General features: G+C 66.4%; 20 protein-coding genes. 16 read left to right on the top strand and 4 right to left on the bottom strand.

What is annotated here, in order from left to right; translation table 11 throughout:
• The first annotated feature begins 16 nt into the window (after positions 1 to 16).
• The 6 genes from PNO31109_RS11665 (at position 17) to PNO31109_RS11690 (ending at position 5,417) form a co-directional block, all read left to right on the top strand.
• Complete coding sequence (locus tag PNO31109_RS11665; protein ID WP_150555692.1) at positions 17 to 820, top strand: ABC transporter permease; 804 nt, start codon at positions 17 to 19, stop codon at positions 818 to 820.
• A 3-nt stretch (positions 821 to 823) separates the two neighbouring features.
• Positions 824 to 1,924, top strand: a complete 1,101-nt coding sequence (locus PNO31109_RS11670; protein WP_150555693.1) for an NAD(P)/FAD-dependent oxidoreductase — start codon at positions 824 to 826, stop codon at positions 1,922 to 1,924.
• On the top strand, positions 1,902 to 2,210 hold the full coding sequence (locus tag PNO31109_RS11675; protein WP_150555694.1) for a (2Fe-2S)-binding protein: 309 nt from the start codon (positions 1,902 to 1,904) through the stop codon (positions 2,208 to 2,210). The genes PNO31109_RS11670 and PNO31109_RS11675 overlap by 23 nt, the downstream gene beginning before the upstream one ends.
• Positions 2,207 to 3,640 (top strand): FAD/NAD(P)-dependent oxidoreductase, encoded by a 1,434-nt coding sequence (locus PNO31109_RS11680; protein ID WP_150555695.1) that lies wholly within the window; start codon positions 2,207 to 2,209, stop codon positions 3,638 to 3,640. Before PNO31109_RS11675 ends, PNO31109_RS11680 begins: the two co-directional genes overlap by 4 nt.
• A gap of 72 nt (positions 3,641 to 3,712) precedes the next feature.
• On the top strand, positions 3,713 to 4,069 hold the full coding sequence (locus PNO31109_RS11685) for a RidA family protein (RefSeq protein ID WP_141571936.1): 357 nt from the start codon (positions 3,713 to 3,715) through the stop codon (positions 4,067 to 4,069).
• A 217-nt stretch (positions 4,070 to 4,286) separates the two neighbouring features.
• Complete coding sequence (locus PNO31109_RS11690; RefSeq protein WP_174966366.1) at positions 4,287 to 5,417, top strand: sensor domain-containing diguanylate cyclase; 1,131 nt, start codon at positions 4,287 to 4,289, stop codon at positions 5,415 to 5,417.
• 144 nt (positions 5,418 to 5,561) lie between these two features.
• On the opposite strand, the gene panV is transcribed toward PNO31109_RS11690, so the two are convergent.
• A complete protein-coding gene (gene panV, locus PNO31109_RS11700; protein ID WP_150555697.1) occupies positions 5,562 to 6,233 on the bottom strand; it encodes a pandorabactin biosynthesis transcriptional regulator PanV in 672 nt (223 codons plus the stop codon).
• A 368-nt stretch (positions 6,234 to 6,601) separates the two neighbouring features.
• On the opposite strand from panV, the gene PNO31109_RS11705 reads away from it, so the two are divergent.
• The 8 genes from PNO31109_RS11705 to PNO31109_RS11740 all read left to right on the top strand — a co-directional run bounded on the left by PNO31109_RS11705 (position 6,602) and on the right by PNO31109_RS11740 (position 16,477).
• Entirely contained in the window at positions 6,602 to 8,575 is a 1,974-nt protein-coding gene (locus PNO31109_RS11705) for an AMP-dependent synthetase/ligase (RefSeq protein WP_150555698.1), read from the top strand.
• A 57-nt stretch (positions 8,576 to 8,632) separates the two neighbouring features.
• Positions 8,633 to 9,457 (top strand): ABC transporter ATP-binding protein, encoded by an 825-nt coding sequence (locus tag PNO31109_RS11710; RefSeq protein ID WP_150555699.1) that lies wholly within the window; start codon positions 8,633 to 8,635, stop codon positions 9,455 to 9,457.
• Positions 9,458 to 9,502: 45 nt separating this feature from the next.
• Positions 9,503 to 10,417 (top strand): branched-chain amino acid ABC transporter permease, encoded by a 915-nt coding sequence (locus PNO31109_RS11715; RefSeq protein WP_150555700.1) that lies wholly within the window; start codon positions 9,503 to 9,505, stop codon positions 10,415 to 10,417.
• A gap of 66 nt (positions 10,418 to 10,483) precedes the next feature.
• Positions 10,484 to 11,560 carry a branched-chain amino acid ABC transporter permease gene (locus PNO31109_RS11720; RefSeq protein ID WP_150555701.1) on the top strand — a complete coding sequence of 359 codons (1,077 nt, stop codon included), beginning with the start codon at positions 10,484 to 10,486 and terminating at the stop codon, positions 11,558 to 11,560.
• Positions 11,561 to 11,702: 142 nt separating this feature from the next.
• Positions 11,703 to 12,977, top strand: coding sequence for an ABC transporter substrate-binding protein (locus tag PNO31109_RS11725; RefSeq protein WP_241014105.1), 1,275 nt, complete (start codon positions 11,703 to 11,705; stop codon positions 12,975 to 12,977).
• Positions 12,978 to 13,079: 102 nt separating this feature from the next.
• On the top strand, positions 13,080 to 13,892 hold the full coding sequence (locus PNO31109_RS11730) for an ABC transporter ATP-binding protein (protein WP_150555703.1): 813 nt from the start codon (positions 13,080 to 13,082) through the stop codon (positions 13,890 to 13,892).
• 49 nt (positions 13,893 to 13,941) lie between these two features.
• Complete coding sequence (locus PNO31109_RS11735; protein WP_150555704.1) at positions 13,942 to 15,183, top strand: phenylacetate--CoA ligase family protein; 1,242 nt, start codon at positions 13,942 to 13,944, stop codon at positions 15,181 to 15,183.
• Positions 15,184 to 15,349: 166 nt separating this feature from the next.
• A complete protein-coding gene (locus PNO31109_RS11740) occupies positions 15,350 to 16,477 on the top strand; it encodes an aminotransferase class V-fold PLP-dependent enzyme (protein ID WP_150555705.1) in 1,128 nt (375 codons plus the stop codon).
• Positions 16,478 to 16,540: 63 nt separating this feature from the next.
• Here the strand turns inward: PNO31109_RS11740 and acnB are convergent, their stop codons facing one another.
• Complete coding sequence (acnB, locus tag PNO31109_RS11745) at positions 16,541 to 19,126, bottom strand: bifunctional aconitate hydratase 2/2-methylisocitrate dehydratase (protein WP_150555706.1); 2,586 nt, start codon at positions 19,124 to 19,126, stop codon at positions 16,541 to 16,543.
• 310 nt (positions 19,127 to 19,436) lie between these two features.
• On the opposite strand from acnB, the gene PNO31109_RS11750 reads away from it, so the two are divergent.
• Both PNO31109_RS11750 and PNO31109_RS11755 read left to right on the top strand, forming a co-directional pair.
• Positions 19,437 to 20,210, top strand: a complete 774-nt coding sequence (locus tag PNO31109_RS11750) for an SDR family oxidoreductase (protein ID WP_150555707.1) — start codon at positions 19,437 to 19,439, stop codon at positions 20,208 to 20,210.
• 210 nt (positions 20,211 to 20,420) lie between these two features.
• Positions 20,421 to 21,329: a LysR family transcriptional regulator gene (locus PNO31109_RS11755; RefSeq protein ID WP_150555708.1), complete on the top strand. Its 909-nt coding sequence runs from the start codon at positions 20,421 to 20,423 to the stop codon at positions 21,327 to 21,329.
• A gap of 178 nt (positions 21,330 to 21,507) precedes the next feature.
• On the opposite strand, the gene PNO31109_RS11760 is transcribed toward PNO31109_RS11755, so the two are convergent.
• Both PNO31109_RS11760 and PNO31109_RS11765 read right to left on the bottom strand, forming a co-directional pair.
• The gene (locus PNO31109_RS11760) at positions 21,508 to 22,227 is read right to left on the bottom strand and encodes a DUF892 family protein (protein WP_150555709.1); all 720 of its coding nucleotides are present in this window, start codon (positions 22,225 to 22,227) and stop codon (positions 21,508 to 21,510) included.
• Positions 22,228 to 22,285: 58 nt separating this feature from the next.
• Positions 22,286 to 23,455 (bottom strand): hypothetical protein, encoded by a 1,170-nt coding sequence (locus PNO31109_RS11765; RefSeq protein ID WP_150555710.1) that lies wholly within the window; start codon positions 23,453 to 23,455, stop codon positions 22,286 to 22,288.
• Positions 23,456 to 23,508: the final 53 nt, after the last annotated feature.

Genomic DNA, 23,508 nt, shown 5'->3' on the forward strand with positions numbered 1-23,508 from the left:
GGGAGAAGGAGCGCATATGACTCAGCATGATCGCAACGGTGCGGCCGCACTCGCGTTCCACGCGTTGTTCCTCGTTTTCATCCTCGCGCCGCTGGTGGTGGTGTGCCTGGTCGCGTTCACGCCGGACAATTTCCTCTCGATTCCGACGCGGCACTTCTCGTTGCGCTGGTTCACGTCGCTCATGAGCGACGAGGACTTCCAGTCGGCGTTGCGCACGAGCCTGTGGCTCGGCGTGAGCTCGGCTACGGTGTCCACGGCGCTGGCGGTGCCCACGGCGATGGGGCTCGCGCGCTATCGCTTCCCGGGGCGCGACGCCATCAATTCGTTTCTGCTCTCGCCGCTGATGATTCCGCCGGTGGTGCTCGGCATTGCATTTCTGCGCCTGTTCACGCTGCTCGACATGGGCGGCTCGTTCGTGAGCCTGGTCGCATGCCACGCGCTGCTGATTTTCCCGTATGCGCTGCGGCTCATCATGGCCGCGCTGGCGGGCCAGGCCGACGAGGCCGAGCGCGCGGCGCGCTCGCTGGGCGCAGGCCGCTGGACAACCTTCCGGCGCGTCACGCTCCCGGCGATCGTGCCGGGCGTGGCTGGCGGCTGGGTGCTGGCGTTCATCAACAGCTTCGACGAACTCACCGCCACCATCTTCGTGACCTCGCCCACCACGATCACGCTGCCGGTGCGCATCTACATGAACATGAGCGAGACGGTCGACCCGAGCGTCGCGGCGATCTCGACACTGCTCATCGGGCTCACGCTGGCGGTCATGCTGGTGCTCGATCGCATCTACGGGCTCAACAAGGTTCTGGTTGGAAATCACTGAAACATGCAAAAGACATACGATATCGCCGTCATCGGCGGCGGCCTCGTCGGCATGGCGATTGCCTACGGGCTCGCCAAGCGCGGGCAACGCGTGCTCGTGTGCGACGGCGAGGACAATTCGCTGCGGGCCGCACGCGGCAATTTCGGGCTGGTCTGGGTGCAGGGCAAAGGCTCGACCTGCACCAACTACGCGCGCTGGTCGCTGCATTCGGCCAACACCTGGCAGGGCTTTGCCGACGAGCTGTTCGCGAAGACCGGCGTGTCGGTCGGCTTTCAGCGTCCGGGCGGCTTTAACATCGCGCAAACGCCCGAAGAGCTTGCCGTCAAGGTCGAGAGCATGCGCCAGTTGCAGGCAGCCGAGCCGGCGCTGCGCTACGAGGTGCTCGATCACGACGCGCTTGCCGAACGTCTGCCGGCCATCGGGCCCGACGTGGCGGGCGCCATCTATTCGCCCAACGACGGTCACGTAAGCCCGCTGTACACGCTGCGCGCGCTGTTCGACGCCTTCGAGAAGGCGGGCGGTGAATATGCGCCCAACGTGCGCGTGACCGATATCCGGCCCGTGGGCGGCGCGTTTCGCGTGAAGATGGGCGACGCGACGATCGACGCCGGACGCGTGGTGCTGGCCGCCGGCCTGGGCAACCGCGAGCTCGCGCCGATGGTCGGACTCAGCGCGCCGGTCAAGCCACTGCGCGGTCAGATCCTCGTGACCGAGCGCGTCAGGCCGTTTCTCGCCTACCCCACCATCTACGTGCGCCAGACCGTCGAGGGTTCGGTCATGCTGGGCGACTCGGCCGAGGACGTGGGCTTCAACGACGGCGTCACGCCCGACGTGCTGGCCGACATCGCGCGGCGCGGCATTGCCCCGTTCCCGCTGCTCAGGAACGTGCGCGTCGTGCGCGCGTGGGGGGCACTGCGCGTGATGACGGCCGACGGGTTGCCCATCTACGAGGCGTCCGAAGCCTGCCCCGGCGCCTTCCTTGCGACCTGCCACAGCGGCGTGACGCTTGCCGCCGCACATTGTGAAACCATCGCGCCGTGGATTCTCGGCGCTGCGCGACCCGCGCTTCTGGATCAGTTCTATGCCAAACGTTTCGCTGCTTAAGTCGCTGGCGCGCCAGGATGGTGCGACCGTGCGCGTGTTTATCGAGGGCGCGCCGGTCGATGTGCCGCGCGACATGAATGTGGCCGCCGCGCTGCTGTTCGCCGGCGTGACGGCCTGCCGCACCACTCCCGTGACGGGCAGCGAGCGCGCGCCGTTCTGCATGATGGGCGTGTGCTTCGACTGTCTGGTGGAAATCGACGGTGTGCCGAACCGCCAGGGCTGCATGACGCCTGTGCGCGAAGGCATGCAGCTGCGCCGCATGGACGGCGCGAGGAGTGTGGCATGAGTGCAAAGCGCGTCGACCTGTTGATTGTGGGCGCCGGCCCGGCCGGACTGGCCGCGGCGCTCGAAGCGAAGCGTCATGGGCTCGCGCCGCTCGTCATCGACGAGAACGCGCTGCCCGGCGGACAGATCTATCGCAGCGTGAGCCGCTCGCCGCTGGCCGACCCCGGCGTGCTCGGGGCGGACTACCTGCGCGGCCGCACGCTCGTCGATGCGTTCTGCGCGCAGGACATCGCTTACTGGCCGCAAACGCTCGCCTGGCAGATCGGCGCCGACCGGCGCGTGTGCGTGACGCGGCAGAGCCCGGGCGGCGGCACGCTGCAGATCGAAGCGGGCGCCATCGTGCTCGCGACCGGCGCGCAGGAGCGCCCATTCCCGATTCCGGGCTGGACGCTGCCTGGGGTGATGGGCGTGGGCGCGGCGCAGACGCTGCTCAAGGCTTCCGCGCTCGTGCCCCAGGCGCCGGCGGTGCTGGCCGGATGCGGGCCGTTGCTCTATCTGTTCGCATGGCAGCTGATCAACGCCGGGGTGCCGGTTCGCGCGATTCTCGACACGGCCGAAGCGAGCGGGCGACGCGAGGCGTTGCGCCATGTCGGCGGCGCGCTGCGCGCACCGTCTTATCTCATGAAGGGCTTCAGGCTGCTTCGCGCGATTCGTGCGGCCGGCGTGGAGCACGTGAAGCAGGTGCGAGCATTGCGGGTGGTCGGACAGACGCGCGCCGAGGCCGTGGAGTATGTCGTGGACGGCCGCACCTCGCGCATCGACACCGAGATGGTGCTGTTGCATCAGGGCGTGATTCCGAACACGCAGGTCACGCGCTCGATCGGCTGCGAGCATGTCTGGGACGAGGCGCAGCTGTGCTGGCGCGCGCGCACTGACGCATGGGGCGAGACGAACCTGCCGGGCATTTTCGTCGCGGGAGACGGGGCCGGCATCGCAGGTGCGCTCGCGGCCGAGCCGTCGGGGCGGCTTGCCGCGCTGCAGGCGGCGACGCGTCTGGGCAAGCTCGACGCAACCCAACGCGACTCGCGCGCGCTCACCTTGCGCCGCGAGCTCCGCGCGCACACGGCGATCCGTCCGTTCCTCGATGCGCTCTATCGGCCGGCCGAGGCGTTTCGGGCGCCGGCCGACGACAGCACCATCGTCTGCCGCTGCGAGGAGGTCACGGCCGGCGACGTGCGCAAGATGGCGGCGCTCGGCTGTGTGGGCCCGAACCAGACGAAGAGTTTTTCGCGCTGCGGCATGGGGCCGTGCCAGGGGCGCTTGTGCGGCCAGACGGTCGCCGAACTGCTGGCCCAGGCGCAAGGGTGTGCGGTGCCCGAAGTCGGCTACTACCGGATTCGGCCGCCGATCAAGCCGGTCACGCTCGGCGAGCTGGCGAATGCGGTCGAGACGCCGGCGTTTCAGAGCGAGCGGGCGGGCTTTCCCAAGTAGGCGCAATCTCCGGGGCATCCCGGTCTGCTTCCTTTTTTGTTTGACGTAGAGAACTTTTTGGAGACGTAGTCAATGAGCGATATTCAACGCCATCACACCAACGCACGCATGAGCCGGGTCGTGGTTCACAACGGGACGGTCTACATCGGCGGCCAGACCGCGGACGATCGCAGCCAGGACATCACGGGTCAGACGCAGCAGGTGCTGGCGAAGATCGACGGCTATCTGAAGGACGCCGGCATCGACAAGTCGCGCCTGCTGTCGGCGCAGGTGTGGCTCAAGGACATCGAGTCCGACTTCGCCGGCATGAACGCCGTGTGGGACGCCTGGACGAGCCCGGGCAACACGCCGACGCGCGCGACCGTCGAGTCGCGCCTGGCCGCGCCCGATCTGCTCGTGGAGATCGCCGTGATCGCGGCCGCGAAATGACCGACGCGATGAGATGAGACGAGACGAGCGGCGTGTCGGCGCGCCGCGCGTCCCGAAAACAAAAGGCCTGCGGACGTGCGCAGGCCTTTTGTTTTCGGGACATGCGCAGCGCGAGCGGTGCGCAGGCATAATGCGCGTGGCGGCGCACAGGCCGCGACGTTTCATCGCGCGGCTCGCCCCCCGGGCCGTTCCCGAGCACGCCTCCCAATCCGGCGACATGAAGGACCCATCGACCTACCCGCTGCCACGCTCCTCGACCCAACGGGGGCGGGACTTCTCGCGCCGCGTGCTGGGACTGCGAAGCCTGGGCTGCGCGCTGAGCGCCGTCACCGTCTTCACGGCGATCCGGCATGCCGGCGGCTCGCACCCGTTCGGACATCTCGGCTACGGGGTCTGGGCGCTCAACGCGTTTCTGTGGCCGGCATTCGCGCATGCCATCGCCATGTCGTCGTCCGACCCGATCGCGGCCGAGCGGCGCAATCTACTATGCGATTCCGCGTTCGGCGGCGGCTGGGTGGTCGCCATGCAGTTCAGCGGCGTGCCCTCGGCGGTGCTCGTGTCCGTCCTGCTGATGCACAACGCGTCGGCAGGCGGCTATCGCCTGTTGCGCGACGGCGTGCTCGCAATGCTCTGTGGCGGCGTGCTCGCGGGCGCGGTCCTCGGCTTCTCGTTCAGGGCGACCATCGCGCTGCCTGAACTGCTCGCGAGCCTGCCGCTGCTGCTGGTTTATCCCACGCTCGTCGGTCTCACGAGCTTCCGGCTCGCGAAACGCCTCACGCAAAGCGAGCGGACGCTAAGGCGCATCAGCGAGCAGGACGATCTCACTTCGCTGCTCAATCGGCGCTCCTGGATGCGCGCGCTCACGACCTGTTACACCGACAGGCGTGTCGGGCGCGTCGGACGTGTCGGGTGCACCGGTCCGGCGAGCATCGCGCTCATCGACATCGACGGCTTCAAGGAGATCAACGACGTGCACGGGCACCTGCAAGGCGATTCGCTGATTCGCATGCTCTCCGGTGTGCTGGCGAACCAACTCGGTGCTCAGGACATCAGTGGCCGGTATGGCGGCGACGAGTTCTGCGTGTTGTTCGAGGGGCAGTCCGCCGAAAAGGCGCGCAAGAAGCTCGAGCGGGTGCGCGCGGCGTTTGCCGAAGCGACGCGCGGGCTGGACCCGTCCGGCGCGGTGACGCTGAGCGTCGGGCTGGCGAACTACGAGCCCGATCTCGGTTCGCCGACGGCCTGGCTGGCGCTGGCCGACGGCGCGCTCTATGCCGCCAAGCGCTCCGGCAAGGATCGCGTGGTGATCGCACGCGCGGGCGGGGGCTTCGAAGGGGCGGTGCTGCCTTAGGCGGGCAGGGCGGCGCTGCCTTAGGGGGCAGGGCGGCGCTGCCTTAGGGGGCAGGGCGGCGCTGCCTTAGGGGGGCAGGGCGGCGCTGCCTTAGGGGGGCAGGGCGGCGCTGCCTTGGGTGGGCAGGGCGGCGAACCCCGGCCGTCACATCCCGAATTCGCGCAGCCCTTCGAGGTCCAGAATCGTCAGCACGCCGTAGTCAACCTTCACGAGGCCCGCCTGTTCCAGCACCTTGAGCGCCAGATTCACCCGCTGGCGGGACACGCCCGCGAGATAGCTCAGCTCTTCCTGCGAGATCTGCACGGTGTTGTCGTCCGACGGATAGAGGTTCGGATTGAACATGGACGACAGTGAACGGGCGACGCGCGCGTCCGTGTCGAGCAGCCGCTCGTGCTCGACGGCTGCGATGAACTGCCCCAGGCGCTCGTTGAGCTGCAGCGTAAGAAAGCGGTTGAACGGGATACTGGTATCGAGCAACCAGTCGAACGTGGCGATGGGCATGTGGGCGAGCACCGAGTCGCGCAGCGCCATGACGTCGTACTTCCGGATTTCGTGCTTGAGCACCGACCCCTCGCCGAACCAGGCGCCGGCCGGCACCCCCGTGAAGGTGACCGACTTGCCGCTGGCCGACACGGTCGTGATTTTCACCAGACCCTCGATGACGCCGAACCAGGCGTCGGTAGGGTCGCCCTTGCGGCAGACGTAGCCGCCGTTCTCGACGGGGCGGACCTGGATCTCCGACACCACGCGCTCGCGCTGCTCGGGCGTCAGCCCTTGCGCCCACGCGCTGCGCTGCAACAGGGTTTCGAGCGACATATAGGGATTTTCCCTCGATTGTCATCCGGGTGACAAATCCGCCGTGGGCCATGAGGTATCTTCGCCTTGCCGGACAACGACGAGACACAGCACGCTTGGCGCGCAAGCACGGCGCCGAAGCACAAGTATAGAAGCTGCCCGCTGTCCGGCATAGCCGTCGCGCCGTACTGCAGGACCACAAGGCAGGACCACAAGGCAGGACCACCAGGCAGGACCACAAGGCAGGACTACAGGGCAGTACCACAAGAACAGTGCGTCGTTTGCCGACGCGAAACGCATCAGCAGCGTGCTACGCGCACGCGCGCCGACCGAGCCACGCCACTGCCCCTCGACGGACGTCGAAACGTGGCGAGACACAGGAGACAGGCATGCACGAGCGGACCACCTTCCCGCGTTTGTTGCTGGCGCATGCGGCCACACGAGGCGCCGAGATCGCCTATCGGGAAAAAGACCTGGGGATCTGGCAGTGCTGGAGCTGGCAGGAAGCCGCGCACGAAGTGCGCATGCTCGCGTGCGCGCTCGCCGCCGCGGGCTTCCGGCGCGGCGACAATCTGGCCATCGTCGGCAACAACCGCGTTCGGCTGTACTGGGCAATGACCGCGGCGCAAGCGCTCGGGGGCGTGGCGGTGCCGCTGTATCAGGACGCCGTTGCCGCCGAGATGGCCCACGTGCTCGAAGACGCCGAGATCGACTTCGTCATCGCCGAAGACCAGGAGCAGGTCGACAAGCTGCTCGAGCTGCGAGAGCGCGTGCCGCGTCTGTCGCACATCATCTACGAGGATCCGCGCGGGCTGCGCAACTACGACGCCGCAGGCTTGCAATCGTATGACGCCGCCCTCGCCCAAGGGCGCGCGTTCGACGCGCAGCACCCGCGCTACTTCGACGACGCGGTGGCCGCGGTCTCGCCCGACGACACGGCAACGATCCTCTACACGTCCGGCACGACGGGCAAGCCCAAGGGGGTATGCCACTCGCACGCCGGCCTGATCGGCGCGGCCCGGCACGGCAGCGAATTCGACCGGCTCGGCCCGGGCGACGAAGTGCTGTCGTATTTGCCGATGGCCTGGGTCGGCGACCATCTGTTCTCCTACGCGCAGGCGCTGGTCGCGGGTTTCACCGTCAACTGCCCAGAGTCGCCGGACACGATCGCCACCGATATGCGCGAGATCGGGCCGACGTACTACTTCGCGCCACCGCGCGTGTACGAGAACGTGCTCACGCAGGTCATGATCCGCATGGAGGACGCGAGCCGCCTGAAGCGCAGAATGTTCTCGCACTTCATGGCGGTGGCGAACCGTTGCGGGGCGGCCGTGCTCGACGCACGCCCGGTGCCGCTCGTCGACCGGCTGCAGTACGCGCTGGGCAATCTGTGCGTGTACGGCCCGCTGCGCAACACGCTCGGCATGAGCCGTATCCGCACGGCGTACACCGCCGGCGAGGCCATCGGCCCGGACCTGTTCCGCTTCTACCGCGCCATCGGCGTGAATCTGAAGCAGTTCTACGGGCAGACGGAGACATGCGCCTACGTCTGCCTGCAGCCCGATCGCGAGGTACGCTTCGACAGCGTGGGGCCGGTCGCGCCGGGCATGGAAATCAAGATTGCCGAGAACGGCGAAGTGCTCGTGCGCGGCGTGGGACTGCTCAAGGAGTACTACAAGCGCCCGGACGCCACACGCGAAGCACTCGACGAAGCGGGCTACTTCCGCACCGGCGACGCCGGCATCATCGACGCCGACGGGCATCTTCGCATCATCGACCGCGCCAAGGATGTCGGCAAGCTCGCCTGCGGCTCGCTGTTCGCGCCGAAATACATCGAGAACAAGCTCAAGTTCTTCTCGTACATCAAGGAAGCGGTGGCCTTCGGCGACGGGCGCGATAACGTCTGCGCGTTCATCAACATCGACATGGACGCCGTGGGCAACTGGGCCGAGCGCCAGAATCTGGCCTACGCCGGCTATATCGACCTGGCCACCCACCCGCGCGTGGCGGAACTCGTTCTTGGCTGCATCGAGCAGGTGAATGCCGATCTGGCGCGCGAGCCGGCTTTTGCCGCCGCGCAGGTCCATCGCTTCGTGATTCTGCACAAGGAACTCGATCCGGACGACGACGAACTCACTCGCACGCGCAAGGTGCGCCGCGCGTTCATCGCGCAGAAGTACGAGGTGCTGATCGACGCGCTCTACACCGGCAAGACCTCGCAGTACGTGCAGACGCGCGTGAAGTTCGAGGACGGTCGCGAGGGCAGCGTGAGCGCCACGCTCGCCATCCATGCGGCGCGCGTGATCGGCGCTCGCTCCCCGGCCGACGATCCTGCGCCTGTGCGCTTGCGTTGCGCGGCCTGACGTGAGCGGCGTCCCCCTTCATCGGCACCGAGCCGCAGCGAATTCGCGGGAGTTGGCATGAACGGCACGACCAGCAGCAATGACAGACGCAAGACCGGCGACGTACTGCTCGACCTGCAGCACATCAGCCTGTCGTTCGGCGGCGTGAAGGCGCTGACCGACATCTCGTTCAACGTCCTCGAGCACGAGATCCGCGCGATCATCGGGCCGAACGGCGCGGGCAAGAGCTCGATGCTCAACGTGATCAACGGCGTGTATCACCCCCAGCAGGGCACCATCGTGTTTCGCGGGCAGGTTCGCCAGCGCATGCATCCGACGGCAGCCGCGCGCCAGGGCGTGGCGCGCACGTTCCAGAACATCGCCCTGTTCAAGGGCATGAGCGTGCTCGACAACATCATGACGGGGCGCAACACGCAGATGCGCTCCGGCCTGCTCGCCACGGCCGTCTGGTGGGGACGCGCCCGGCGCGAGGAAATGGCGCATCGCGAGAAGGTCGAGGAGATCATCGATTTCCTCGAGATCCAGCACATTCGCAAAACGCCGGTCGGCCGTCTGCCATACGGGCTGCAAAAGCGCGTCGAGCTCGCCCGCGCGCTGGCCGCCGAGCCCGAGCTGCTGCTGCTCGACGAGCCGATGGCGGGCATGAACCTCGAGGAGAAGCGCGACATGTGTCGCTTCATTCTCGAAGTCAACGAGGAGTTCGGCACGACCATCGTGCTCATCGAGCACGACATGGGCGTGGTGATGGACATCTCCGATCGCGTGGTGGTGCTCGATTACGGCAAGAAAATCGGCGACGGCGCGCCGGGCGAAGTTCGCTCGGACCCGGAGGTCATCCGCGCCTATCTGGGCGCAGCGCACGGCGCGGCCGCCGCGGCGTGAGCGGCCGCGGCCGCCCGGCTTCGTGTTCGCGATAGGGAGACATCGATGCAGTTCTTTCTGGAAATCCTGATTGGCGGGCTGCTCTCGGGCGTGATGTACTCGCTCGTTGCGCTCGGCTTCGTGCTGATCTTCAAGGCCTCCGGCGTATTCAACTTCGCCCAGGGGGCGATGGTGTATTTCGCAGCGCTTTCCGTGGTCGGGCTGATGGAGCACGGGCTGCCGCTTTGGGCCGCGGCGCTCGGCGCGTTCGTGGTCATGGTGCTCGTGAGCATGGCAACGGAGCGCTTCGTGCTGCGCAAGCTGGTCAACCAGTCGCCGATCACGCTGTTCATGGCGACCATCGGCCTGTCGTTTTTTCTCGAAGGGCTCGCGCCGCTGCTGTGGGGCAACGAGGTGCGTGCGCTGCCGCTGGGTATCGTCGACGAGCCGATTGCCTCGATCATGGACTCGACCGGTCTGCTCGTGAGCAGCTTCGATCTGGCGGCGGCCGGCATAGCGGCGGTTCACGTCGCGCTGCTCGCGCTGTTCTTCAAGGCGACGAGCATCGGCCGCGCGCTGCGTGCGGTGGCCGACGATCATCAGGCGGCGCTCTCGCTGGGCATTCCGCTGCAGCGCATCTGGGTAGTGGTGTGGAGCGTGTCGGGGTTCGTCGCGCTCGTTGCCGGCATGCTCTGGGGCTCGCGCAACGGCGTGCAGTTCGCGCTCACGATGACCGCGCTCAAGGCGCTGCCGGTGCTGATCCTCGGTGGCTTCACGTCGATTCCCGGCGCCATCGTCGGCGGGCTGATCATCGGCGCGGCGGAGAAGCTGGCCGAGATCTACATCCCGCAGTTGCTGCAAAGCCATTTCACCGGCAACTTCGGCGGCATCGAGGGCTGGTTCCCGTATGTCTTCGCGCTGCTGTTCCTGCTGGTCCGGCCCGAGGGGCTGTTCGGCGAGCGGCATATCGATCGCGTCTGATCCGGCCGGCTTCCCGGCGGGAAGCCATCGGCACGCATGCACAAGCATTCATAGCAGAGGCCACACATGTTCTATCGCGAAGCCGGGCAGTTCAAGACGTCCTATCAGGCCGACAGCCAGATATTCCCCATCCGGCAGGACCGCGTGGCGCTCGGCACGGTCCTGGCGATCGCGTTCGGGGTGCTGCCGTGGGTGGCGTCGGAATACTGGCTCACGGCCATCCTGGTGCCGTTCCTGGTGTTCTCGCTCGCCGCGCTCGGGCTGAACCTGCTCACCGGCTACGCCGGGCAGCTCTCTCTGGGCACTGCCGCGTTCATGGCCGTGGGGGCTTACGCGTCATACAACTTCCAGTTGCGTATCGAGGGCATGCCGATCCTCGGGTCGTTCGCGCTCGGCGGCATATGCGCGGCGCTCGTCGGCATCGCATTCGGGTTGCCGTCGCTGCGCATCAAGGGCTTCTATCTCGCGGTCGCCACGCTCGCCGCCCAATTCTTCGTGCTGTGGGTGCTGACGAAATTCCCATGGCTGTCGAACAACAGCTCGTCGGGCGTCATTACGGCGCAGAAGATCTCGATCCTCGGCGTGGACATCGACACGCCCGTGCGCAAGTACCTGTTCGTGCTCGGCGTGGTCAGCGTGATGGCGCTGGTCGCGAAGAATCTGGTGCGCTCGCATATCGGCCGCGCGTGGATGGCCGTGCGCGACATGGACGTGGCGGCCGAGGTCATCGGCATTCCGCTCATGCGCGTGAAACTCATGGCGTTCGCGGTGAGCTCGTTCTATTGCGGCGTGGCCGGTGCGCTCTACGCTTACTGCTATCTCGGCTCGGTCGAGCCGGACGGCTTCTCGCTCGACCTGTCGTTCCGCATTCTGTTCATGATCATCATCGGCGGGGTGGGCAGCATCCTCGGCAGCTTCCTGGGCGCGGCCTTCATCCTGCTGCTGCCGATTCTGCTCGACAGCGCGCTGCCCACGCTCGCGTCGGTGCTGCACCTGCCGTTCACCAACGCGACGGTCTCCCACATCCAGTTGATGGTGTTCGGCGGTCTCATCATCTTTTTCCTGATTGCCGAACCGCATGGCCTCGCACGGCTCTGGCAGATCGCCAAGGAGAAGCTGCGCATCTGGCCTTTCCCGCATTGACTTCGCGCCGGCAGCGCGCATGGGGAGCCATGCGCCGCGCCGGGGCGTTTGTATGCCTTGCCATGAATAAAACCACAGACGGAGACACAGCATGAACACGAAACACTTGGCGATCACGTTGGGTACGGCGCTCTTGCTCGGCATGGGGAGCATGAGCGCGTCGTTCGCGCAGTCGAACGAGCAGTTCATCGCGTTGGCGGACTATCGCGTCGGGCCGTATGGCGCGAACGGGCAGTCCTTCTATGGCGGTTTCATCGACTACCTGCAATACGTGAATCTGAAGAACGGCGGCGTGAACGGCGTCAAGCTGACCTGGGAGGAGTGCGAGACCGAGTACAACAACGCCAAGGGCGTGGAATGCTACGAGCGTCTGAAGGGCAAGAACCCTGTCACCAAGGGCACGGCCTATCACGTGATGGCCACGGGCATTTCGTATGCGCTCATCGACAAGACGGCGACCGACCAGGTGCCGCTCGTGATGATGGGGTACGGCCGCACCGACGCGGTGGACGGCACCGTGTTCCCGTGGGCCTTCCCGCTGGTGACGACGTACCAGATGCAGGCCTCGGCCATCATCAAGTTCCTCGCCGACAAGAACGGCGGCTCGCTCAACGGCAAGAAGATCGTGTTCCTGTATCACGACTCGGCATACGGCAAGGAGCCGATCGTGGCCATGCAGGCCGAGTCGAAGATCCACAAGTTCAATCTGATCGAGATTCCGGTCGCGCACCCGGGCAACGAGCAGGGCGCGCAGTGGCTGCGCATTCGTCAGGAGAACCCCGACTACGTGGTGTTCTGGGGCTGGGGCGTGATGAATCAGACCGCGCTCAAGGCCGCGCAGAAAGTCGGCTATCCGCGCGAGAAGATCATCGGCAGCTGGTGGGCCGGCTCGGAGGAGGACACGGTCCCCGCGGGCCCGGCGGCCAAGGGCTACATGAGCGCCACCTGGAACGTCGCGGGCAAGCAGGTGCCGCTCATCGCCGACATCGAGAAGGTCGTCTACGGCGCGGGCAAGGGCAACATGCAGGACCCCTCGAAGGTCGGCTCGGTGCTGTACAACCGCGGCGTGTCGGCGGCGGTGGCCACGGTCGAGGCGCTCAATACGGCCCAGAACAAGTTCGGCAAGGGCAAGGTGATGACGCCGGTGCAGGTCCGCTGGGCGCTCGAGAATCTGAACATTGACGCGGCACGGCTCAAGGCGTTGGGTGCCACCGGCCTGCTGCCCGACATCAAGACGAGCTGCACCGATCACGAAGGCTCGGGCAAGGTCCGCATCCAGCAATGGGACGGCGCGAAGTGGGTGCTTGTCTCGGACTGGATCGAGGGCAATCGCCGGCTGATTCACCCGCTGTTCGAGGCCTCCGCCAAGCAGTACGCGAAGGAGAAGGGCATTACGCCCGCCTGCTACAAGATGTAATGAACGGTCTCGCTCGCCCGCGCCGCGCTGGCGCGGCGGGTGGGGGCGAGTGCCACGGCCGGGGCGCAGCGCCGGTATGAGCGACTTACGGAGCCAGGCAGCATGGAAGCGAGTTTGCGCGTCAACAACATCGAAGTGATTTACGACCACGTCATCCTCGTGCTCAAGGGCGTGTCGCTGGAAGTGCCGCAGGGCAAGATCGTGGCGCTGCTCGGCGCGAACGGCGCGGGCAAGAGCACGACGCTCAAGGCCATCTCGAACCTGCTCCACGCCGAGCGCGGCGAAGTGACCAAGGGCACCATCGACTATCGCGGCGAACGTGTCGAGAAGCTCTCGCCCAATGGTCTGGTCAAGCGCGGCGTGATCCAGGTGATGGAGGGGCGTCACTGCTTCGGCCATCTGACCATCGAAGAGAACCTGCTCACGGGCGCGTATGTGCGGCACGCCTCGCGCAGCGCGCAACAGCACGCGCTCGAGCGCATCTACGCCTACTTTCCGCGCCTGAAGACGCGGCGCAAGTCGCAGGCCGGCTATACGTCGGGCGGCGAGCAGCAGATGTGCGCCATCGGCCGCGCGATGATGGCGCAGCCGTCGATGATCCTGCTCGACGAGCCGTCGATGGGACTGGCGCCGCAGATCGTCGAGGAGATCTTCGGCATCGTGCGCGACCTCAATCAGCGCGAGAACGTGAGTTTTCTGCTCGCCGAACAGAACACGATGGCGGCGCTGCGCTATGCCGACTACGGCTACATCCTCGAGAACGGGCGTGTCGTGATGGACGGCGACGCGGCGTCCCTCAGAGATAACGAGGACGTGAAGGAGTTTTACCTGGGCATCGCCAAGGACGGCGCCAGCAGCACGGGGAGTTTTCGCAACGTCAAGAGCTACCGCCGGCGCAAACGCTGGATCGCGTGAACCGATGCGCGCATAGCCGACCGTCAAACTTCAACGAATTCCCGTCATCATGAACGACGACTACTTCGACACGCTCGAAATCCGTGCGCCGGAGGCGCGCGAGCAGGCGCTGCTGGCGGCGCTGCCGGCGCAGGTGTCGCACGCGCGCGCTCACGCGCCGTATTTCGCCCAGGCGCTCGGCGCGGTCGATGCGAGCGAGATCCGCACACGCGAGGCATTGGCGGCGCTGCCCGTCACGCGCAAGTCGGACCTGGCCGCACACCAGCGGCGGCACCCGCCGCTGGGCGGCTTGAATGCCACGCCCATCGCATCGCTCGCTCACGTGTACCAGTCGCCGGGGGCGATCTATGAACCCGACGGCCGCGGCAGCGACTGGTGGCGCTTCGCGCGGGCGATGTACGCTGCCGGGCTGCGCCGCGGCGATCTGGTCTACAACACGTATTCATATCATTTCACGCCGGCCGGGATGATGATCGAGTCGGGCGCTGCGCGGCTTGGCTGCTGCGTGTTTCCTGCCGGCGTCGGCCAGACCGAGCTGCAGCTCGAGGCGATCCGGCACCTGCGGCCCGTGGCCTACGCCGGTACGCCCTCATTCCTGAAGATTCTCATCGAAAAGGGCGAAGCGGCCGGGGCGGACCTGAGCAGCATCCGGCGCGCGACGCTCTCTGGCGAGGCGCTGCCGCCCTCGCTGCGCGAATGGTTCAACGGCCGTGGCATTACCGCGCGCCAGCTATACGGCACGGCGGATCTCGGGCTGATCGCGTTCGAGAGCGACGCGCAGGCCGGGCTCATCGTCGACGAGAGCGTGCTCGTGGAACTGGTCGAGCCGGGCGGCACGAAGCCGGTGCCGGACGGCGAGATCGGCGAAGTGGTGGTGACGAACTTCAATCCGGACTATCCGCTGATCCGGTTTGCGACGGGCGACCTGTCGGCCGTCCAACCGGGGATCAGCCCCTGCGGGCGCACGAACGTGCGCCTCAGGGGCTGGCTTGGACGCGCCGACCAGACGGTCAAGGTGCGCGGCATGTTCGTGCATCCGGGGCAGGTTGGCGAGATCGGCAAGCGCTATCCCGAACTCGTGCGCGTGCGTTTGCGCGTGGAAGGGCGAGTGGGCGACGACCGGATGCGCCTGCTGTGCGAGACGAGCGGGGCCCCGCCTGAAGGGCTGGCGGCCCGCGTGCGGGAGACGCTGCGCGACGTGACGCGCTTGCGCGGGGAAGTGGACTTCGTCGCGGCCGGCACGCTGCCCGCCGACGGAAAGCTCGTGGAGGACGCGCGCGCCTACGATTGATGCATGCTCGGATCCCCTCGGCCCGGTTCGCCTGGCCGCGGGTGGTGCGATGTTCTCTCGCGGCTTCTCATGGCACGGCTTGGCGGCTTCGCGGCTGCGGCCGGCGCAGGCGGAATTCGTTAGAATCGGTCTTTGGCTTCATTTACCTCATTTGCCGGAGGCGCACGTGCCAGGACTACTTCCCGATGTCGACCGCGAGGGGCTCCTCGAATATTCGGTCGTCTACACCGACCGCTCCCTCAACCACATGTCGCAGCGCTTCCAGGGCGTGATGCGCGACATTTCCGCCGGGCTGAAAAAAGTCTACAACGCGAAATCGGCCATCGTGGTTCCGGGTAGCGGCACCTTCGGCATGGAGGCCGTGGCGCGCCAGTTCGCGACCGGCAGGAAATGCCTGGTCATTCGCAACGGCTGGTTCAGCTTCCGCTGGTCGCAGATTTTCGACATGGGCGGCATTCCGTCCGAATCGATCGTGCTCAAGGCGCGTCCCGTCGAGCAAGGGCGGCAGGCCGCATACGCGCCCGCGCCGATCGACGAAGTCGTCGCCGCGATTCGCGAACAGAAGCCCGATCTGGTCTTTGCGCCCCACGTCGAGACCGCGTCCGGCATGATGCTGCCCGACGGCTATCTGCGCGCGGTGGCCGACGCGGTGCATGCGGTGGGCGGCATGTTCGTGCTGGACTGCATCGCCTCGGGTACGGTGTGGGTCGATATGCAGGCCTGCGGCGTGGACGTGCTAATCAGCGCGCCGCAAAAGGGATGGAGCGCCTCGCCGTGCTGTGCGCTCGTCATGCTGAGCGCGCTCGCCCGCGAGCGGATCGAGACGACCACGAGCACGAGCTTCGCGTGCGACCTTCGCCAATGGCTGCAAATCATGGAGGCATACGAGAAGGGCGGCTTCGCCTATCACGCGACCATGCCGACGGACAGCCTCGCGGTGCTGCGCGACGTGATCCGGGAGACCGAGGCCTACGGCCTGGAAAAAGTGAGGGCGGAGCAGCTCGAACTCGGCAAGCGCGTTCGCGCGTTGCTGAGCGCGCGGGGGTTCCGCAGCGTGGCGGCAGCGGGGTTCGAGGCGCCGGGCGTGGTGGTGTGCTACACCGACGACGATGGCATTCGCTCGGGCAAGAAGTTTGCCGACGAAGGGCTGCAGATCGCGGCCGGCGTGCCGCTGCGCTGCGACGAGCCCGACGACTTCAAGACCTTCCGCATCGGCTTGTTCGGTCTGGACAAACTGCACGACGTGGACGGCGCCGTCGCCCGGTTCACCAGGGCGCTGGACCACATCGCGTAACGCTTGGGCCCGTAAGAAACGGCGGCGCGCCTGCGAGGGACGCGCCGCCGTCGGGCATCACACTTACATCTTCACCGTGTCGGCGACTTCCTTGAAGTCTTCGATCTGATCGAAGTTCATGTACTTGTAGATCTTGTCGCCGTTGGTGTTGATGACGCCGATGTCGGCCATGTACTCCTCCTTGGTCGGAATCTTGCCCAGACGCGAGCAGATCGCCGCCAGTTCCGCCGAGCCGAGATACACGTTCGTGTTCTTGCCCAGACGGTTCGGGAAGTTGCGCGTCGACGTCGACATGACCGTGGCGCCCTCACGCACCTGCGCCTGGTTGCCCATGCACAGCGAGCAACCCGGCATTTCGGTACGGGCGCCGGCCGTGCCGAACACGCCGTAGTGGCCTTCTTCCGTCAGTTGCTTCTGGTCCATCTTGGTCGGCGGCGCAACCCACAGCTTGACCGGAATGTCGCGCTTGCCTTCGAGCAGCTTCGAGGCCGCACGGAAATGACCGATGTTGGTCATGCACGAGCCGATGAACACTTCGTCGATCTTGGCGCCGGCCACGTCCGACAGCGTCTTCACGTCGTCCGGATCGTTCGGGCACGCCACGATCGGCTCATGGATGTCGGCCAGGTCGATTTCGATCACGGCCGCGTATTCGGCGTCCGCGTCCGGCGAGAGCAGCTTCGGATCGGCCAGCCACTGTTCCATCGCCGTGATGCGGCGCTGCAGGCTGCGCGGATCCTGATAGCCCTGCGCGATCATCCACTTGAGCAGCGTGACGTTGCTGTTCAGGTACTCGATGATCGGTTCCTTGTTCAGGTGCACCGTGCAGCCGGCCGCCGAGCGCTCGGCCGAAGCGTCCGACAGTTCGAAGGCTTGCTCGACCTTCAGGTCGGGCAGGCCTTCGATTTCCAGGATGCGGCCCGAAAAGATGTTCTTCTTGCCTTGCTTGGCCACCGTCAGCAGCCCTTGCTTGATGGCGTACAGCGGGATCGCGTTGACCAGATCGCGCAGCGTGACGCCCGGCTGCATCTTGCCCTTGAAGCGGACCAGCACCGACTCCGGCATGTCCAGCGGCATCGTGCCGGTGGCAGCGGCGAAGGCGACCAGACCCGAACCCGCGGGGAAGCTGATGCCGATCGGAAAGCGCGTGTGCGAGTCGCCGCCGGTGCCCACGGTGTCGGGCAGCAGCATGCGGTTCAGCCACGAGTGGATCACGCCATCGCCCGGACGCAGGGCGATGCCGCCGCGCGTGCTGATGAAGTTGGGCAGCGTCTGGTGCGTCTTCACGTCCACCGGCTTCGGATACGCCGCGGTGTGGCAGAACGATTGCATGACGAGGTCCGCCGAGAAGCCCAGGCAGGCCAGGTCCTTCAGTTCGTCGCGGGTCATCGGGCCGGTCGTGTCCTGCGAGCCCACCGACGTCATCTTCGGCTCGCAGTACGTGCCCGGACGAACGCCCTGGCCCTCGGGCAGACCGCAGGCGCGGCCGACCATCTTCTGGGCGAGCGAGAAGCCGCGGCCGGTATCGGCCGGCTGCTGCGCCAGACGGAACAGCTTCGACGGCGGCAGGCCGAGCGCTTCGCGCGCCTTGGCCGTCAGGCCGCGGCCGATGATCAGCGGGATGCGCCCGCCGGCGCGCACTTCGTCGAACAGCACGTCGGACTTGACCTGGAACTCGGCAATGACTTCGCCGTTCTTCAGGGCTTTGCCCTCGTAGGGGCGCAGCTCGACCACGTCGCCCATTTCCATTTTCGACACGTCGAGCTCGATCGGCAGCGCGCCGGCGTCTTCCATCGTGTTGTAGAAGATCGGGGCGATCTTGCTGCCCAGGCACACGCCGCCGAAACGCTTGTTCGGGATGTACGGGATGTCTTCGCCCGTAAACCACAGGACCGAGTTGGTGGCCGACTTGCGCGAGGAGCCCGTGCCGACGACGTCACCGACATAGGCGACGAGATGGCCCTTTTCCTTGAGCGATTCGATGAACTTCACCGGGCCGCGCTTGCCGTCTTCTTCCGGCGTGATGCCGGGACGGGCGTTCTTGAGCATCGCGAGCGCGTGCAGCGGGATGTCGGGGCGCGTGGTGGCGTCGGGGGCCGGCGACAGGTCGTCGGTGTTGGTCTCGCCCGGCACCTTGAACACGGTGATGGTGAGGCTTTCCGGCACTTCCGGGCGGCTCGTGAACCATTCGGCGTCGGCCCAGCTTTGCAGCACGGCGCGCGCATTGGCGTTGCCCTTGTCGGCCAGTTCCTTGACGTCGTGGAACTGGTCGAACATCAGCAGGGTTTTCTTGAGCGCGTCGGCGGCGACGGCGCCGACGTCGGCGTCCGACAGCAGCTCGATGAGCGGCTGGATGTTGTAGCCGCCAAGCATCGTGCCGAGCAGCTCGGTGGCGCGGGCGCGCGAAATCAGCGCGCAGGCCGTCTCGCCCTTGGCGACGGCGGCCAGGAAGCCGGCCTTCACGCGGGCGGCCTCGTCCACACCGGCGGGCACGCGGTGCGTGATCAGGTCGAGCAGGGTCTGTTCTTCGCCGGCAGGCGGGTTGGTCAGCAGTTCGACCAGTTCGGCGGTCTGCTGTGCCGTGAGCGGCAGGGGGGGAATACCAAGCGCGGCGCGAGCGGCCACGTGAGCACGATAGTTTTCAAGCATGGGGAGACCTGCTGATGTGCGTTTCGGGGGAAGGCTGTTCAGGCCTCCACGGCTTTTGCGGGTACTGCTTTGATCGCGATTTTAGTCCCTGCGGCTCGCAAGGTCAAATGTCTTATGTCTTATATAAGAGTTGAAGGATGGGTGCCTGCTCGGAACCGCGGCGCCGGGCGCCGCCGGCGTCGACTCGCGCCGTTTTCGCCGGCCGGTGATTAGTACGATTTTCTGGATGATCTATCCAGATTGGGCCGGTTTATGCGCCGGCCGGCAATGGCTAAATTGGAGGCTCCATTGATCAGCGAAGGAGAGCCAAATGGCAGACCATTCCATCAAGGGCAAAGTCGTGCTGATTGCCGGCGGCGCCAAGAACCTGGGCGGACTGATTGCCCGCGATCTGGCGCAGCAGGGCGCCAAAGCCGTTGCCATTCACTACAACAGCGCGGCGAGCAAGGCGCAGGCGGACGCGACGGTCGCCGCCATCGAGGCGCTGGGTGCGCGCGCGGTGGCCTTTCAGGGTGACCTGACGCGCGCTGCCGCGGTGGAGAAGCTCTTCGCGGATACCGTCGACGCCGTGGGCCGTCCCGACATCGCGATCAACACCGTGGGCAAGGTGCTCAAGAAGCCGCTCGTCGAGATCAGCGAGGCCGAATATGACGAGATGAGCGCGGTCAACGCAAAGACGGCGTTCTTCTTCCTGCGCGAGGCCGGCAAGCACGTCAACGACAACGGCAAGATCGTCACGCTGGTGACGTCGCTGCTGGGCGCCTTCACCCCGTTCTACGCCTCGTATGCCGGCACCAAGGCGCCGGTCGAGCACTTCACGCGGGCCGCCGCGAAGGAGTTCGGTGCGCGCGGCATTTCGGTGAGCGCGGTAGGGCCGGGGCCGATGGACACGCCCTTCTTCTATCCGGCCGAAGGCGCCGACGCCGTGGCGTATCACAAGACGGCCGCCGCGCTGTCGCCGTTCAGCAAGACCGGCCTTACCGATATCGAGGACGTGGTGCCGTTCATCCGGCATCTGGTGAGCGACGGCTGGTGGATTACGGGGCAGACGATCCTCATCAACGGTGGGTACACGACCAAGTGAGCCGCCTTCGCGGGGGCTTTCGCCGCCGAACGGGTCGCGTGGGGCAGACGCCAGGCGCCGCCAATTCGGCTCAGCAGTCCCCGCGCCGTGCAATCCGGAACAAGCCCTGCGCGCGCGGGCGCGGGCGGGCCGCTCGCGTTACGGTCGGGCGGTGCTCCGGGTTATGCTTGCGTCTGTCGTTCGCCAATGCGCTGCCAACAATAAACGGACATGGACAGATTCGACCAGTACCGGATCTTCGTGCGGGTCGCGGAGATGGGGAGCTTTATCAAGGCGGCCCATGCGCTCAACGTGCCGCGCGCGTCGGTGTCGGCCGCCATCCAGCAATTGGAGACGCAGGTCGGCACGCGCTTGCTGCACCGAACGACACGACAGGTACGGCTCACTGCCGATGGCACGCAATTGCTCGAACGCGTGCGTGTGCTGCTCGCCGACGTCGAGGAGATCGATCTGCTCTTTCACGCAAGCCAGCGTCAGGTGTCGGGCCAGTTGCTGATCGACGTGCCGAGCCGCATCGCGCGCCGATGGATCGCACCGGCGCTGCCGACGCTGCTGCGCCGGCATCCGCGGCTGCGCCTGATCCTGCGCTCGAGCGACCGCGCCGTCGATCTCGTGCAGGAAGGCGTGGACTGCGTGGTGCGCATCGGGGCGTTGCAGAACAGCAGCCTGGTGGTTCGCTCGCTGGGCACGATCGCGTTGATCAACTGCGCCAGTCCCGCGTATCTCGAAACGCACGGGACGCCTGAACGACCCGAGGACCTGCTCTCGGACCACTGGATGGTGGGCTACGCGTCGCCGACGACCGGACGCGAATTGCCGTGGACATATCTGGACGAGCGGGGCGCCGAGCGCACGCTCGACGTGCCCAGCCAAGTCGTGACGAACAACGCCGAAGGGTACATCGCCTGTTGCCGCGCCGGGCTCGGGCTCATCCAGATTCCGCGCTTCGACGTGCAGCATCTGCTCGACTCGGGCGAACTGGTGGAGGTCATGCCCGCGCACCGCGCGGCGGCGATGCCGGTCTCCTTCCTCTACCCGCATCGCCGCCAGCGCTCGCGGCGACTGGCGGCATTCCTGGACTGGTTCGAAGAACTGATGCGCAAGCATCTCGAACCGTGACGCCCACCGGCGGGCCGCGCGCCAGCCCGTCGGCCTGCCCGGCGGCGTGTCCCGAACGTGCCCTCACGTCCCTTCGCGCGCCGGCTGAGTTTGTCGCTCCCGGTTCGTCGGTCGGCGGGCAGGGGGCGAGTGGTCAGGCGAGTGAGCGAGCGGACGGAGGGCGCTTTCCCCCGCGGGCTCAGGCGCCGCTCGCGGCCAGGGCGGAGAGCCACCCCTTCACGGTGGTGAGATGCTCATTTTCCTGCTCGAGTGCGCGGCCGAAGCTCTCGACCATCTCGGTGAGTCCTTCGGCTTCGGCCATTGTGATCAGCAGTTCCCATCCGCATTGATCGGCTGCCTCGACGGAAAGGAGTGCCGTGAGGGACTGCGGGATGTCGGTGCGCGGATCCGAGAGCGCCTGTACGAAGCCCATGCTGGTCACGCCGCAGACATCGGCGGCCGGCGTCTGCGCGGTGGGATCGGCGCCGAGCTTGTCGATGCATTCGGCCAGCAGCGAGAAGTGCTCGGCTTCCTCCGCGCGAAAGTGTGCGAGGCGCTCCTTCATTTGCGGATCGCCGCCAAGGCTCTCGACCTTGGTGAGCAGCGCTTCGTACAGTCGCACGCCGCTGCGCTCGAACGCCAGCCGCTCTCCGAGCCGATCGAGGAACATGGGCGAGCACGTGGTCGCGGCGATGTCCGTGGAGCCGCTCGTTGCCGTCATGCCCGCAACGCCGTCGGCCGGTATGGAGCCGATACTGTCGGCTTCGGCCGCGCACGCCGCGCGCATGGTCGCCACGGACGTGACCGGACCCTCAGGGTCCGCTGGCTGTTCTTCGGCAAAGTCGCGCAGCGCTCGTCCGTCGACCGGATTGAACAGGAAGCCTGTTCGATTGACCGTTTCGTTGGGCAGGGAGCTCATATGTCTTTCCTCAAAGTCGTATGTGGGGGCTACGGCCCGGGTGGCTCGCAAATGGCGATCAACCGGCCTTCACGTTGAGTTCCGTGCCGGGCTTCCACTGGTAGCCGGCGGCGACGGTGTCGGTCGGCGAGCCGTCCGCGTTGAGCCCGTCGCGGTACGCGCGCGAGGCCTCCGAGTCGTGCGTCGACTGCACATACTCGGTTCCCTTCGATCCCATCTGCACTTCGGCGTGCAGCACGCCGCGCACGAAATCGCGCTGGCTGCGCATGTCGATCGGTTTCGGCAACGGTCCGGCCAGCACTTCGGCAGGGTCGCGCCGCTCATGCTGCTTGAACAGCTCGCACACGAGGTTCAGGTGCCCGAGCTCGTAGTCCAAAAAGCGCTCCCAGATGGCCTTGATGCGCGGATTGGGTTCGTGCGCGACGCAGCTGTAATAGCCGTAGGCCTCCATTGCTTCGTGCACGAGCCACTTCTCCAGTGGCGATTCCCGCGGATCGGCCAGGCAGCCGTACTGGGTGACGTGCTGCTCCTCGATGGAGGCGATCTCGGCGTAGAGCGCGCGTGCGACCGGATCGGCGAAGGTTGGCCCGACGTTCATGTAGTAGTCGTGCGTCTGGTATTCGGCTGCGGTGATCATCGCCGAGTGTATTTTCGTGATGAGCGCTGCCTGCTGGCGGTCGTAGGCGTTGCGGATGTCGTCTTCGGGGGCGCGATGCTCGATGCGGGTCGGGCGCCCGGGCACGATGTCGGTATAGCCCTGCAGGATGTTGTTCGCGTCCTTGCCTTCGACGCGATCGAGCAGCGCCGAGTAGCGATAGAGATGGTCGAAGTCTTCGAGCAGGCCGAACCGATAGGTTTGCGCCTGATACGGGTCGGGCTCGGCCTGCGCGACCGCCGCGGTGACTTCCACCGCGACCTGCTCGTATGCGATGGTGGTCTCGATTGGCGAATGATCGGCCGAGAGCAGCCAGTTGACCATGGTGGCCTGGTGCTGCTCGACGCGCCGGACCTGCGCGAGCGGCAGACGCAGTTCACCGCACATGCGCGAGAGGATGTGTTTGAGGCGCAATGCGTCACTCTCGACGCCGTTCATCAGAATCACTCGCACGCGCGTGAAAGCGTCGTCGTCGAGCTTGCTGATCGGCTTGCCGGCCATCTCTTTCCATGTAAACCGCTGTCTGTCGAGCGGCGTGCCTTTTGCATCCAGTAGATTCGTCAAGCTTTCCATGGGCTCTCCTCGTAAGCGACTGACGTGCCGCTCACGGGCACGCAATTGCCATG

The organism is Pandoraea nosoerga, from assembly GCF_902459585.1.
Lineage (GTDB): Bacteria > Pseudomonadota > Gammaproteobacteria > Burkholderiales > Burkholderiaceae > Pandoraea > Pandoraea nosoerga.